13 protein-coding genes are annotated in these 12,220 nt (G+C 58.2%); 8 read left to right on the top strand and 5 right to left on the bottom strand.

Annotation, left to right across the window (positions count from 1 at the left end; all coding sequences use genetic code 11):
• Positions 1 to 10: 10 nt before the first annotated feature.
• Both sugE and N5J29_RS02935 read right to left on the bottom strand, forming a co-directional pair.
• Complete coding sequence (gene sugE / locus N5J29_RS02940) at positions 11 to 334, bottom strand: quaternary ammonium compound efflux SMR transporter SugE (protein ID WP_164151914.1); 324 nt, start codon at positions 332 to 334, stop codon at positions 11 to 13.
• A gap of 97 nt (positions 335 to 431) precedes the next feature.
• Entirely contained in the window at positions 432 to 1,043 is a 612-nt protein-coding gene (locus tag N5J29_RS02935; RefSeq protein ID WP_197622615.1) for a phenylalanine--tRNA ligase beta subunit-related protein, read from the bottom strand.
• Positions 1,044 to 1,296: 253 nt separating this feature from the next.
• On the opposite strand from N5J29_RS02935, the gene N5J29_RS02930 reads away from it, so the two are divergent.
• The 7 genes from N5J29_RS02930 (at position 1,297) to N5J29_RS02900 (ending at position 9,023) form a co-directional block, all read left to right on the top strand.
• Complete coding sequence (locus N5J29_RS02930) at positions 1,297 to 1,773, top strand: DinB family protein (protein ID WP_164151911.1); 477 nt, start codon at positions 1,297 to 1,299, stop codon at positions 1,771 to 1,773.
• Between the two features lie 40 nt (positions 1,774 to 1,813).
• The gene (locus N5J29_RS02925) at positions 1,814 to 2,707 is read left to right on the top strand and encodes a dihydrodipicolinate synthase family protein (RefSeq protein WP_164151909.1); all 894 of its coding nucleotides are present in this window, start codon (positions 1,814 to 1,816) and stop codon (positions 2,705 to 2,707) included.
• A gap of 4 nt (positions 2,708 to 2,711) precedes the next feature.
• On the top strand, positions 2,712 to 3,908 hold the full coding sequence (locus N5J29_RS02920; RefSeq protein ID WP_164151907.1) for an MFS transporter: 1,197 nt from the start codon (positions 2,712 to 2,714) through the stop codon (positions 3,906 to 3,908).
• Between the two features lie 1,325 nt (positions 3,909 to 5,233).
• Positions 5,234 to 5,416, top strand: a complete 183-nt coding sequence (locus tag N5J29_RS02915; protein WP_164151904.1) for a hypothetical protein — start codon at positions 5,234 to 5,236, stop codon at positions 5,414 to 5,416.
• A 234-nt stretch (positions 5,417 to 5,650) separates the two neighbouring features.
• The gene (locus N5J29_RS02910) at positions 5,651 to 6,409 is read left to right on the top strand and encodes a DUF3944 domain-containing protein (RefSeq protein WP_049460427.1); all 759 of its coding nucleotides are present in this window, start codon (positions 5,651 to 5,653) and stop codon (positions 6,407 to 6,409) included.
• Positions 6,410 to 7,170: 761 nt separating this feature from the next.
• Positions 7,171 to 7,707 (top strand): ImmA/IrrE family metallo-endopeptidase, encoded by a 537-nt coding sequence (locus tag N5J29_RS02905; RefSeq protein WP_049459172.1) that lies wholly within the window; start codon positions 7,171 to 7,173, stop codon positions 7,705 to 7,707.
• Between the two features lie 65 nt (positions 7,708 to 7,772).
• Positions 7,773 to 9,023, top strand: coding sequence for a hypothetical protein (locus tag N5J29_RS02900; protein WP_164150557.1), 1,251 nt, complete (start codon positions 7,773 to 7,775; stop codon positions 9,021 to 9,023).
• A gap of 23 nt (positions 9,024 to 9,046) precedes the next feature.
• Here N5J29_RS02900 and N5J29_RS02895 read toward each other — a convergent pair whose 3' ends face one another.
• Positions 9,047 to 10,246: a hypothetical protein gene (locus N5J29_RS02895; RefSeq protein WP_070490419.1), complete on the bottom strand. Its 1,200-nt coding sequence runs from the start codon at positions 10,244 to 10,246 to the stop codon at positions 9,047 to 9,049.
• A gap of 274 nt (positions 10,247 to 10,520) precedes the next feature.
• On the bottom strand, positions 10,521 to 10,700 hold the full coding sequence (locus N5J29_RS02890) for a hypothetical protein (RefSeq protein WP_049459169.1): 180 nt from the start codon (positions 10,698 to 10,700) through the stop codon (positions 10,521 to 10,523).
• Between the two features lie 264 nt (positions 10,701 to 10,964).
• Here N5J29_RS02890 and N5J29_RS02885 point away from each other — a divergent pair, with 264 nt between their 5' ends.
• Positions 10,965 to 11,372, top strand: coding sequence for a hypothetical protein (locus N5J29_RS02885; protein WP_070490417.1), 408 nt, complete (start codon positions 10,965 to 10,967; stop codon positions 11,370 to 11,372).
• Positions 11,373 to 11,653: 281 nt separating this feature from the next.
• On the opposite strand, the gene N5J29_RS02880 is transcribed toward N5J29_RS02885, so the two are convergent.
• A complete protein-coding gene (locus N5J29_RS02880) occupies positions 11,654 to 12,130 on the bottom strand; it encodes an NIF family HAD-type phosphatase (protein WP_070490415.1) in 477 nt (158 codons plus the stop codon).
• Positions 12,131 to 12,220: the final 90 nt, after the last annotated feature.

Here is a 12,220-nt window from a genome sequence, read left to right as displayed (position 1 = left end):
TGAAGGGCTGTCAGGTCGAAGGAGAAGCCAGCTTCATCAACACCAGGCCACTGACGATCAGAACAGCAGCGGTCACACGTCCTGCCGTGACCTGCTCACCAAAGGCCACGATACCGAGCACGAAAGCTCCGACGGCGCCGATGCCGGTCCAGATCGTGTATGCCGTGCCAAGTGGCAAAGACTTCATTGCCAAGGACAGTAGCCAGAAGCTCAAGATCATCCCCACGACGGTGACGACAGACGGGGTCAACCGACTGAAGCCATCGGACTGCTTCATCGCAACCGCCCAGACAACCTCAAGCAAACCGGCTACCAAAAGATACAACCACGCCATGGCGCAACCTCTTCGTGTTGCCAGGTCGTCCAGGCATGATTCCCAACAAGGGGGAGGTCGTCCTCCAGTTACTGCTCACCAGCGCTTTCGCGCTGGATTAGGTTCTCAGTATTTCCGACTGCAATAGTGAGCCTGGCATCATGCGTAGGATGTCGCGCTCAAGCGTATCGCCGGCCTCGTGCAATGCTTCGATCGGCATCTCGGGCAGAGACTCAAGAATGAACCACATCCGCGTGGCGTGCTGGTCCAGGCGCGTCCGGATACCCTGACGCCAGTTCCATCGACGACAGGTCACGCCCAGGTCATCGCGCCAGACGACTTCGCCCTTGTCGGGGGATTCCACGGCGGGTTCGCCGTTCTTCATGCTGTCAAAGGCTTCGCTTCCGTCGGCGATCACCAGGCGGGGCGAACCTCGGTAAGCCTCCAGATTCTCGCCACCCACGGGCACTGCGAACTGTACGCTGATCGCATTGTAGAGATCGACGATTGGATCGATTCGGGGCAATCCGCCATCACGCGCCGCACGCTTTCTCAGCGCCTCGGCAGAGCAAGGCGTGCGCTGCGGCTTCGCACCGAAGTTGCGGAACACCTGCGCCCAAGCGTCCATATGCGCATCCGCCCACGCCGGAACACCTGACTTCAATGCCGCAAGCGCTCGCTCAGTGGCCTCGACGGCGACGTCGGGCGCCAGAACCGGACGGGCGGACACGTGGATGCTCAACGCCCGGAAGCCAGGCGCTATGGCGGCGATGCTCGGACTCAGGGATGGAGAGACAAGGGACATAGCTGTCAGGGCACGATGGAAGCGCGGCACCGTACCAAGCACTCCCGAGCTAGATCAAATGCCTTAAGCAAAGTTTCGGGCCGGAAAAATTTCTTATGCGTCTCCGGTGTCTTGGTCGCCGGCCTATCATTGACCTAGGACATAGAGGCGTCGAAGTCTTGGCGCAGGGGCTACCGCAATGAATGATCTCGTCGAGCTGATGCGTCACAAACGATGGATCGACGGTTCGTATCTGGAGCTCGCAACATCAGCCACTCTGGAAGGCAAGCCTGAGCTCCAACGAGAGCTTCTGTACTGGCTTAACCACATCCACATCGTGGATCAGATCTTCTATTGCCATCTCATAGGTAAGGCACATGGATTCTCTTCCACGGTCAGTGATGAGGTTCCCGAAGCCAATGATCTGCGCGAATGCATGCTGGATCTGGATGAATCACTCATCGCCCTGAGCGAGCAGCTCAATTCACATGCAGCGGCAGCCTCCATCAGCTTCCGGTTCACCGATGGCGCAGACGGGAGGATGACGAGGAGCCAGATGCTGCTGCATCTAAGCACCCACGGGCTGTACCACCTCGCGGTTTCCGGCGCGCATCTGACCAAAAAGGGCATCGCCATCCCGCCGATGCTGCTGACCACAATGCTCCAGGCGTCATAAACGCCTTTGCTGCAAGCCCATACAACCTAAGGAGTAACTCATGTTCAGTGGCCTCAGTGCGTTCCCGCTTACACCATTTAAAGACGAGCGCGTCGACGTCGCGGCGTTCCGAGTGCTGGTCGATCGGCTTGTCACGGCCGGGGTGGATTCCCTAGGGGTGCTTGGCTCCACGGGAAGCTACGCCTATCTGGAAAAGGCGGAACGCAAAGCCATTCTGCGGGAAGCCATTGATCGTGCGGGCAGCGTGCCCGTGATCGCCGGTGTCGGCGCGCTGCGCACCGCCGATGTTTTGGAGCTGGCTTTGGACGCCGAGCAGGCTGGGGCTGCAGGACTTCTGCTCGCTCCTGTGTCCTACCAGCCGCTGCACGATGACGAAGTGTTCAGCATGTATGAAGCCGTCTGCAGCGCAGTGAACACCCCCATCTGCGTGTACGACAATCCCGGCACCACCCATTTCACGTTCTCAGATGCGTTGCATGGCCGGATCGCAGCGCTCCCCAACATCGCGTCCATCAAAATCCCGGGTGTTCCTGGCGTTCAGGCCGAAGCCGATGCACGCGTGGCCAGCCTGCGAGCCAAGGTCCCGCCCCACGTCACAATCGGTATCAGTGGTGACTCGGCGGCGGCCCGCGGACTGAATGCCGGTTGCGAAGTCTGGTACTCCGTCATCGGCGGCCTGTTCCCGGAAGTCGCCCTGCGAATCACCCGCCTATCCATAGCCGGTCGAGCCCAGGATGCGCAGGACTGCTCTGACCGGCTGCAACCGCTGTGGACACTGTTTGAAAAGCATGGCGGCAGCATCCGCGTGGTGGCAACCGCTGCGGCGCTTTTGGGGCTCTGCAGCGACGCAAATCTGCCTCGCCCGCTGCGAACACTGACTGGCGAAGATCGGGCTGAGCTGGCGGAAGTGCTCGCTGCAACGGGTCTGGCCTGAGTCCATGAACGGCAGCAGCACCTCTGACACACCCCGGTCGAACTGGGGGCTGGCCACCTACGTCGCAGCGGCGATCCTTGCCCGCTCGGCCGACGGTGGCGTGGTCGTGGCCGTCGTCCTGCTGGTCACGCTCTCCGGTGGCAGCGGTACCCTGGCCGGCGCCATGGCAGCATGCGTGACAGCACCGCATCTATTGGGCCCCTTCGTCGCCCGCCGTATCGACACTTCCGATGATCCGCGCCACTTCATCGCGGCGGCATGCGGCCTTTTCGCGCTGGTTTTCACCGTTGCGATTCTGGGATTCGGTCACCTTCCGCACGTGGTCGTAGGTGCGCTCCTGATGGTGGCCGGCGCCTGTGGTCCCTTGCTGACAGGTGGACTGAGCAGCCGTCTTCCGTACCTGACCCGTCCAGACCGCACCAGCCAGCGCCGTGCCCATGGCTGGGACGTTGCGACCTATGGCCTAGGAGGGACGATCGGCCCATCGGTCGTCGCCGGGCTGGCCGGCACCTTCGGTGCCGTATGGGGGGCCGCGGCCATTGCGGTTGCCGCTGCAGCGTCAACCGTGTTCACACTGATGTTGCCCAAGTCGCCACCCTCCCATGGAGGGGATCCACGACAGGTGCCAAGTGCGCTTCGCGTCTTCACGCTCATGGCGACCGACAGCCGCTTGCGGCGGACGGCCTACATGACCATGCTGGTGGCCTTCGGCGTGGCCGCCTTGCCGGTGGTCGCGGTCTATCTGGCGCCGGTGCTGGGCGTCTCTGCAGCCAGCGCGGCACTGCTGACCGCCGTGTATGGAATCGGAAACCTGGCCGGATCGGCTGGCGTCATGGTGCGGCCGATCCGGCTGACTCCCGACCAGGCCATGGCGTGGTACGCCGGATTCCTTGCCTTGGCGCTTGTGCTTGTTGTCGCCAGCGGAAACTTCCCCTTCGCCCTGGCAGCCTACTTCGTTGCAGGGTGCATCAACGCCTACTTCTTTGCCGCCACGCTGGCAGCGCGTACCGAATATGCACCCGCACAGGGCAAGGGCCAGGTGTACCTATGGGTTGGCGCGCTTAAGATCGCGGCGGGATCTGCCGGCACAGCGGTGGCGGGCATGGTGGTGACCGGCTCGACGTCGTTAGCGTTATGGATCGCGACCGCTGCGGTTGTGATCGCGCCTGTGGTGTCGCAGATTGATCGGCGGGCACCGTAGGCGAACAATTTGGAGTTGAGCAGCGATGCGTGTCCGCTTTCGACCACGAGCAAACACCGCCTTTTCAAGAATCAGTTCTGCTTCATCCGGCGTAGCTGACCCTCTGCAGCCATCGCCCCGAAATTGCTCGGAGCCTGCGCCATGCGACCCGGCGGCGGCACGATCTGGCAGTTGGCTGCCAGGCACAGTGAAATCCACACGAGACTCGATTAGCCTGGAGCGGATGTCGGGCGACACCCGCTAGAGCACGAGAACGCCCGTCGAGTCGCACTTCTCAACCAGTCGATGCACCTGTCCGATCAGCCGAGAAGGTGGCATCGGCTCCGCATCCGTCGGGACGTTGGCCAGCAGCACTCGGTGGCCGAGCAGATCAACCTCGGCCAGGTCAAACAGGCAGGCTATGAAGTGGGGCGGGGTGCGTGTCGAGAAACTGGGCCAATGATCGAACTCACCGACCCCGTCGGGCAGTAGTTTCTGGAGGTAGTGAGCAGTGCATCGAGGTCATTCATACGGGCAACCGTAACATCGAAATTTAACCGTACCACGTGCCGGTTACGGTCAAGTCTATCTGTTACAGTCCCGCGCATGAGCGCATTAAGGGCTCGCCTGGAGCTACTACAGCAGCCAACGATTGCCATTGAGGGGCTCTAAGCCATTTGTGGAAGTCCGGATCATGATGATTCCCCCCGAGACGTAATGCACTACTGGCAATCGGCGTCCGCTTTCGGCCAGAAGCGGACACGATGGCGTTTGCCATTCACCAGTAATTGATCGGACGAAGTTGAAATCAGCGGTACGCGTGAGTTGCGACGCTTCTGGCAAGTCTTCTCTCGCAAAGCACTACTGCGCCTGCCAAATACAGTCATATGCATGGTGGCTGCCCAAAAAGGAGCCTAGGCTCGGTTAGGTAATCGCTATAAGTCCCACTCCAACGGAAAAGCATGCTTCTCTCCTCCCAAAGAAAATCCTATGCAGAACAGGGGTTCTGCATAGGCATCGTGACCTGTGTTACTTACGGGCAAATCCTTGTACTTCTTCGATCCGGATGGAAATCAGATCGAACTCAAGGGGCCTTCGTGCTCCTCGATGCAGCCCCCCCTGCCCGGTGAGGGCTGCCACCACGCAGTCGCTGGACTGCAAGCAGTGAGGGGGCGAAACACACACCCCGAGGTCGGCGGGACGGCTAGAACCATCAAACATGGGTGCCGCTGAAAGGCTGCGAAGCGCCCCCTAAAGAAGCGCACGCAGCGGCCGATAGGTGACATGCGTGCGGGTGACTTGTGCCCGCAATGCTTCCATCAAGGATGAGACATAGGAGCAGGTCTATGGCAGTCAACGTCAAGGTCAAGTACCAGATCAAGATCAAGGGCCAATCGGTTCGCAACGTGGGGCCAACTGGCATCTTTGCACAGGCAAAAACGGAAAGCGCCGTCATGGAGGCCATCCGGAAGCGAGAGTACGCCGCGACCAAGCAGGTCGAGAGCATCGTTATTCTCAGTATTCAGTAGCCGGCTCACTGCGGCACTACCTGTCCACTTCGCAGATCAATTGCACCGCACATCTCTCTTCTGACCATGCACCACCGCTTGCATGGCTAGAGCAGATAACTGTCGCATGCATCCGCTACGGAACTATCGGATGAGTTCGCTCATCCGTTTGAATTCGCGATCGAGAGAGAAGCAAGCCCAGGTACGTCCAGCAGACATCGGCAGTCAGATTTCATAGCAAAGAAAGGGATTTACATGGCTTACCGCAGTGATCCTGACCTGGAGTTCCTGGGTCAGTTGGAGTCCGCAGATCTGAATGATCTCGTCTATTGCCTCACGCATGACAAGGATGGATCCCCCCGATTCACGGAGGAGCTGACCATGCATGCGCGATACAAGACGTACAACCCAGATCATCATCAGTACTGGGAGCAGATTGCAGCCGAAATTCAGTGCTTCGGGGCAAACACCTTCGCTACGATGTTCCGGGGTGGCAAGGGCGTTCAGTACAAGGAAGTGCTGATGGATGTATGCGATAAGATGAAGGTGAACTACACGAAAAACTCCAGCGTAGAGAAGATCGAGAGCAATCTTTTGATGAAGATCCTTACGGACGCACTGGAGAAGATGAGCCCCGAAGAACTGAGAGAACTGGCAGAGTCCACCGGCGTCAAGAACACCAATGGTGTCACGGCTGAAACCATGGTCGGCGTGTTCCAGGCGGTGTTCCGGCTGGGTGGCTTCAGGTCATACCAACTGACCGCGATCATAGTGAACGCCATCCTTAAAGCGCTCATTGGCCGCGGGCTTTCCTTCGCTGGCAACATCGCCCTCACCAGAACGATGGCATTGCTGACTGGACCGATTGGCTGGGTGATCACTGGGATCTGGACTGCAGTCGATGTTGCAGGCGCTGCGTACCGAGTCACTATCCCTTCGGTCATTCAAGTTGCCGCACTTCGCCAGAAGCATCTGTACGAACACCTCGCAGAAGAAGTTAGCTTCAGCAATTGATCTCGAACTTGGGGAGGCTTAGTCACTGGCCTCCCCATTTGGTCGCAAGTGTGGCGAGATGTCCGCAGGATTCGCCCCCCCCCCTCACCGCCAACGAACTGCGTGATCCACTGTATGCTCGCATGTAGCAAGTTGAAGCACCAACGGGAATGGGTATCAATCGCGCCAGCTTGTCGATTGCTGCAGTCATGGATCATTTGAGACGAATCCGGCTATTTCGATAGTCAACCTGAACTGTCATCCATTGCATTCTGTTGCCGTGGACTGATGCCGCCTCACCTAGCCCAATTGGGGCCGGCCCAGGATCGTTCGTGAAGATGAGTTGGGCAGGTACGACGGAGGGCAACCTCACTCGCTCCTTAGCCCAACTTGCCGGCCAGGGGATGGGCCAATTTGCGCATTTGACCCCTTTTTCACTCTTTGGCTACCCAGACGTTGAGGGGGAGGCAACTCCCTGAACGGAGCAACTCAAGGCGCACCCGTCCCAGACAGGGATCAGCCCTGACAAGAGTACGGCTCCACTCCGCACCCCCTCCGCTAGTGACACCAAATGCCCTTCACACAGCGTTTTTAGCACTGCTAGCAAAGTGGTTCCTGGGAAAGCACCCCCAAGGCGTTGCCATGCCAAGCCCACCCCACCTGCCCCTTCCCGCCCCCCCCTTCCCAGCAACTCTGGCCAATCGCAGGCGTTGCGACGCAGGGGTGTTGTACTTGTAAGGCAATACGTGGTGCTACAATTTTCTTTACAGACGGGGACGATCATGACGGTCACTTGGGACAAGCCGAAAGAACTGGGATGGGCACGTGTCGACGTTTCAGCCCTAGCTGCGGATGTTGCTACGAAGCTGGGCTTCGTCTTGGGCGGCCCCATTGAGCCGATCGTCGAGAGGATGGGTGGCCAGATCGTGTACGGCGAATTGGCCGAAGGCGATTTGGAGTCGGGTTCGATCTCCATCGAGCCTGGCAAGTTCACCATCAACATCCCGTTGAACACCAGTCCTCAGCGCGACAGGTTCACCATTGCCCACGAGCTTGGTCACTTTGTCCTGCACTACCTGCTGCAGAACAACAAGCGCGAAGCGGACAACAAGATCACGCACATGCGTGCGAGGCGCTTCGGCAGTGACAGAACTGAGCACGAAGCCAATTGGTTTGCTGCGTCCTTCCTGATGCCTAGCCAAGCATTCATAGATATCTACAAAGAACTGGATCAGGACATCGCGAAGGTGGCCGAGCGCTTCGGTGTGTCCGAGAGCGCAGCTGGCGTCAGAGCGCGATCGCTTAATCTGATCCCCTGATGGCAACCGAACGACTGGCTCCTGACTCAGTCCGCGAGTCACTTAGGCCGCGCCTGCGACTTTTCATGAGTGCAGACATTGTTGGGTCAACTGCTTTCAAGCAGCGATCCAGCCGTGATTCGGACTCCTGGTTTGGCGTTGTTCGGTCGTTCTACAGCAAGTCTCAAGGGTTCTTCGAGAAGAAGTGGGACGAGGCGTACAAGGCCCACCAGGCCTCACCCAGCATGTTGCCACTGAGCGCTGATCCGCCAGAGCTCTGGAAGACCATTGGCGACGAGGTCCTCTTCACTAAGGAGATCGAGCATCCCCATGAGGCGCTGATTTGCATGAGCGCCTGGATGGGCGTTCTCACTGAACTTCGTAGCATGCTCACCAAGTCGAAGTCACTCGACTTGAAGGCGTCTGCGTGGCTTGCGGATTTTCCCATTCGCAATAGGGAGATCTTCCTGCTCGCCCACGGGCACCGCGTTGTTACAGGCGCCCCCGGCCAACTGGCAGAAGCCAGAAAAGCTGAACTGGCCAAGCAAGGGGCCCAAGCTGTCGCTCCGTTCGACCCGGAACCACAGCCAGATGATGCACATCCACAGTTGACCTCAGCAGATGATCGTACTGCCGATCCGGCCGAGACGGACTCGGATTGGGAGAACGCAGAACTGTTCAAACTTTTCCGAGAAGGCCATTCCACGGTCAGTCGTGACTTCATTGGCCAGTCAATTGACACCGGGTTTCGCGTAAGCGCGGAGGCAACTTCTCGCAAGTTGACCCTCTCAGTTGAACTTGCGCACATGCTTAGCAAGGTATGTGTCGACTTGATCGCCGAACCCAGTCATATCCCGACTCTGGACTACAGGAACTTCAACTTCTACTTTGATGGTAGACAGCCTTTCAAGGGAGTCTTGGGCGGCATTCCGTATCCTGTGATCTGGCTCGACACGGAACCACGCCGAGCCATCTATCGTGCTGAAGACGCACTGATGTGTCGGCCGAAGGCCGAGCCGGTGCTTGTACATGGTTTTACCACGGCGCTGATCCGGGAATTTCCGACGCGCTTCTGCACGATGCTGGAGTTCTCAGGGAACAAACCTACAAAGTACGACCAATTCGAACTCACGATCCATCAGACGATCAGACGGATGGAGAGCGAGTTCTTGGAACGGGACAAGTTCATGGCAGCGCTTGCAGAGTCCAACGATACGATGGATTCAGGCACACGGACCAAGAACACTAACGTGGACCTGCTGCTCGACGAGACGCTTGCTGGCTCCCCGCCACCGCCACCGCCACTGCCGCCAGCGCCTCCCAGTACCCCAGTGTAGTGGGAGGGCCAGTAGGCTTTCGCTCACAAGCCCCTGGGGGGGCACCACGGCAGGCTGGAAGAGACGGGAGCAACTCCCCTCCATTTGTCGCGCAAGTCCAACATCTCTGGACAGGTCATCGGAGCTTCCTGGCGCTGACTGACATCGATGATAAGCCTCTGCGCTGTCGCGCTATCTCCTTGCTTCTTTGGGATGAACACGAACAAAAGCAGGAACGCCAAGCCACCCAACGCCAGCCGCTTCAGTTGCTTGAGCACGTTGTTGAACTTTGGCTCTCCATCCTTGATCCGATTCCACTCTGGCTTGAGAACCAAGTTGCCAAGCAAAGTCGCATCGGAGATGGCCTTCTTGATTTCATCGTATCTCTTCTCTTCACCAACTTCGTCGTACTCACCGAGAAGCTTTTCCACCAGCAATTCCAACTGGTCGACGAGAAGCACAGCGGCATCAGACATGCCGCGGTTCTGACTCGGCTTGTAGCTATCGAAGCTCCTACCTGCGCCGCCAATGCGCGTCTGATCAACCAAATGTTTCCAGACGCCAGCGGGCCTACTGCCCTCCAGCTCCACCTCCTTGAACTCACGCAAGCCTGAGGCCGTCTCGCCGAAGTTCAGGTGAAGGAGAATGGCGCGATGTGCCTTCCGAAGGCTGTGCCAGTGATCTGTCAGGTCCTTCTCGAGCTCAACGACCTGCTCCTCCGTTAGCAGCGGTTGCTTTGGCTTGGATGAGTCCTTGGTGGAACCTGCAGTGGGTGCCTCTGAGCCTCCAGCAGCATCAGTTCCAGCACCCTTCTCATCCTGCGCAGGAGCAGCGTCGACAGAGTCAGAACTCTGAATGCTCGCGGCCGCATCCGAGGTCGCACCCACAGCCCGCTGTGCGGCTGCATCTTCTACAGCGGCAATGTGTGAGCCACCAGGCTCGGCTGCAGTATTGGCGCCCTCGTCCGTAGTCGCCGCGGCAGAAGCTGCTTTAGCTGCTTTAGCTGCTTTAGCTGCTTCGGCCGCCGCCGCCCTCACGGTTTCGGCATGCTTGACCCGAATCCTGATACGGCCAGAGATCGTGTAGGCCTCCCCCAGCATTTCCGAGAGCGCCTCGCGAAGGCTATTGATCCAGTCCTTCCGAAAGTCAGAGATCTTGGACTCTTTGTCGGCGATCAGCTTGGTATAGGCGAGCACAGCTGCAATGAGCGCGGCTGCAAAAGCCACGATTTCACGTCCTTCCATGGATCTTCCTCAGAGGTCGTCGGCCTGGCCAGGCACAGGGGGGTAAGCTGACGATATCGGCCGGGCAGCGGGCGAACTTTACAACGTCGCCTTAAATCATTCATCAACTTCCGACTGTTTGCCTTCGGCATACCGCAACGCTGGCTTTGGGTGGCAAGCCACCTGAGGCGGATCCAGTCGGCCTTGATTGGCTCTTCCAGGCTTCAGCTTGGTTGGTATCCACAAAGTCTCAGTTGCCCGTGTTGCACAATGCCGGGCAGGAACTTTGCTGCCCCTACATCAGCGCGCAGATGACCAACGCGCCGGCACCAAGCGTCAACGCCAGGGCGATGGAGACCACAATAGTGACACCGAGCACAATGGTGACTGACAGCTGCTTGCTGAGGATGAAGTTGTTGCCGTTGAAGCAATTCTTGAAGATAGGCTGGAATCGACTTGATTTTTTGTTTGACATGACAGTTTCCTTATTTGATTGTCATGTCTATTTATTCAAGAGAAAAACTGGTGAGCCGATCGGGGCCAAGCGGTCCAGAATTCACTTAGAAGGGGGATCAGCCCCGTCATGAGACCCGCTTCCGATGGCTAAAGAGCACTAGCTACCGCAGCCAACCACCCCTATCGACGGGATCGAAGGAAGTCACGAGCAAAAGTTGCACATGTTTTGCGGTCACACTGTATGTATGCAACGCTATAGAGCTTCACACAAAGGAAGTGGGTCGTGACCGAGACGATGGTTGGGAAGAGGGAATTTCTGATTGAGTACTCCATGCTGACAGGCGCGTCGGCCCAGGACCTAGTGCAGGTCGCGATCATGTATGACCAGAGCCTTCCCGTTGCCCAGACCGCCTTGCGCTCTATGCCCAGTATCGGCTTCATGTCGAACTCAAAGAGGCTTGCTGCGTTCTTCTCAGTATGTCGTCACCTTGAGAACCTAGTCCTCAGAGGGCATTGCGATGCTACACAGGCGATCTTCAGCCTCGCTCTCCTGCGAAAGAGCTCGTCAGATTTCAGGAAGTGTATTGATCTGTTCGACTCCATGGCACCAAGGATCGGTCTCGTAGAGAGATCGTCCATGTCTCGAATTGCTCGAGGCTACTTGGCTAGTTTGGAGCGGGACCTGACCTGATGCTCAGGCGCGACGCGCTGGGGATCAATGCTTCAGATGGGTACTGGTACCTTCTGGTGAACTAATGAATTGCGCGGCCTGACCAAGCTGCCAAGACGATTGCGGCTGATGCGATCTCAGACCTCAACAACGAAGCTGGGATCGAGGTGCGGATTCTCCTAGCGACGACAACGCCTGCTCGACTACGCTTAAGGTTGGGAAGAACCGCGCCTAACGGATTGCGAACAACCGCAGGCGCGTCCGGCCACACTCGGGATGCAGATCGGAGATGACCAGTAGCCTCAGGACTGCGCATCCTCATGCCGGCCGGTCGGAAAAGACTCTAATGCCAGGCTCACCATTCTCTCCTCTAGGCGTCGCTTCGCAACCAGAAGACCTTCGTCCTCAGCCAGATAGGGAGAGTCAAACAATGGCACTTCGACCCACAGTGGCTCCTGGCCTGGATGGACATAGGCCGCGTGGTCGTCAAACAGCAGGGCCTCTCCCAGAGTTGGCGACACGTAGGTCAGATCCTTAGTTCGACCGCTCCAGGTCGTGTAAGCAAGTTGGGCGAACCAATCCGGCACTTTGCCTTCCGAGACCAATAACGCGGCAATCCGACGGAAACGCACTTCGTCCACTGTCGTAAACATGACAAGCTCATCGAACTGTCCCTGCGCGTACTCGAGGAACTCGTACAGTCCCGACCGCGGGATCTGACTGACAGCATTGGAGATCAGGGTGCCCTCCAGGTCGAGAGCCAGAATAGTTGGGCGCATGTGGTATTCCTCGATTTGGGCGTATCCACCCTACCCGTGGCCAGTCGCCCAGACTGAGACTAATTGTCTGGTCGGTCTCCCGAATGATGT

Origin of the sequence: Stenotrophomonas sp. GD03680 (genome assembly GCF_029844625.1) — a bacterium.
Classification (GTDB): domain Bacteria; phylum Pseudomonadota; class Gammaproteobacteria; order Xanthomonadales; family Xanthomonadaceae; genus Stenotrophomonas; species Stenotrophomonas maltophilia_P.
This window is presented reverse-complemented; position numbering and strand designations above follow the sequence as displayed.

Excerpts from the sequence above, each read along its gene's own strand:
- sugE (WP_164151914.1), bottom strand. The coding sequence starts at position 334 with ATGGCGTGGTTGTATCTTTTGGTAGCCGGTTTGCTTGAGGTTGTCTGG.
- N5J29_RS02930 (WP_164151911.1), top strand. The coding sequence starts at position 1,297 with ATGAATGATCTCGTCGAGCTGATGCGTCACAAACGATGGATCGACGGT.
- N5J29_RS02925 (WP_164151909.1), top strand. The coding sequence starts at position 1,814 with ATGTTCAGTGGCCTCAGTGCGTTCCCGCTTACACCATTTAAAGACGAG.
- N5J29_RS02920 (WP_164151907.1), top strand. The coding sequence starts at position 2,712 with ATGAACGGCAGCAGCACCTCTGACACACCCCGGTCGAACTGGGGGCTG.
- N5J29_RS02915 (WP_164151904.1), top strand. The coding sequence starts at position 5,234 with ATGGCAGTCAACGTCAAGGTCAAGTACCAGATCAAGATCAAGGGCCAA.
- N5J29_RS02910 (WP_049460427.1), top strand. The coding sequence starts at position 5,651 with ATGGCTTACCGCAGTGATCCTGACCTGGAGTTCCTGGGTCAGTTGGAG.
- N5J29_RS02905 (WP_049459172.1), top strand. The coding sequence starts at position 7,171 with ATGACGGTCACTTGGGACAAGCCGAAAGAACTGGGATGGGCACGTGTC.
- N5J29_RS02900 (WP_164150557.1), top strand. The coding sequence starts at position 7,773 with ATGAGTGCAGACATTGTTGGGTCAACTGCTTTCAAGCAGCGATCCAGC.
- N5J29_RS02895 (WP_070490419.1), bottom strand. The coding sequence starts at position 10,246 with ATGGAAGGACGTGAAATCGTGGCTTTTGCAGCCGCGCTCATTGCAGCT.
- N5J29_RS02890 (WP_049459169.1), bottom strand. The coding sequence starts at position 10,700 with ATGTCAAACAAAAAATCAAGTCGATTCCAGCCTATCTTCAAGAATTGC.
- N5J29_RS02880 (WP_070490415.1), bottom strand. The coding sequence starts at position 12,130 with ATGCGCCCAACTATTCTGGCTCTCGACCTGGAGGGCACCCTGATCTCC.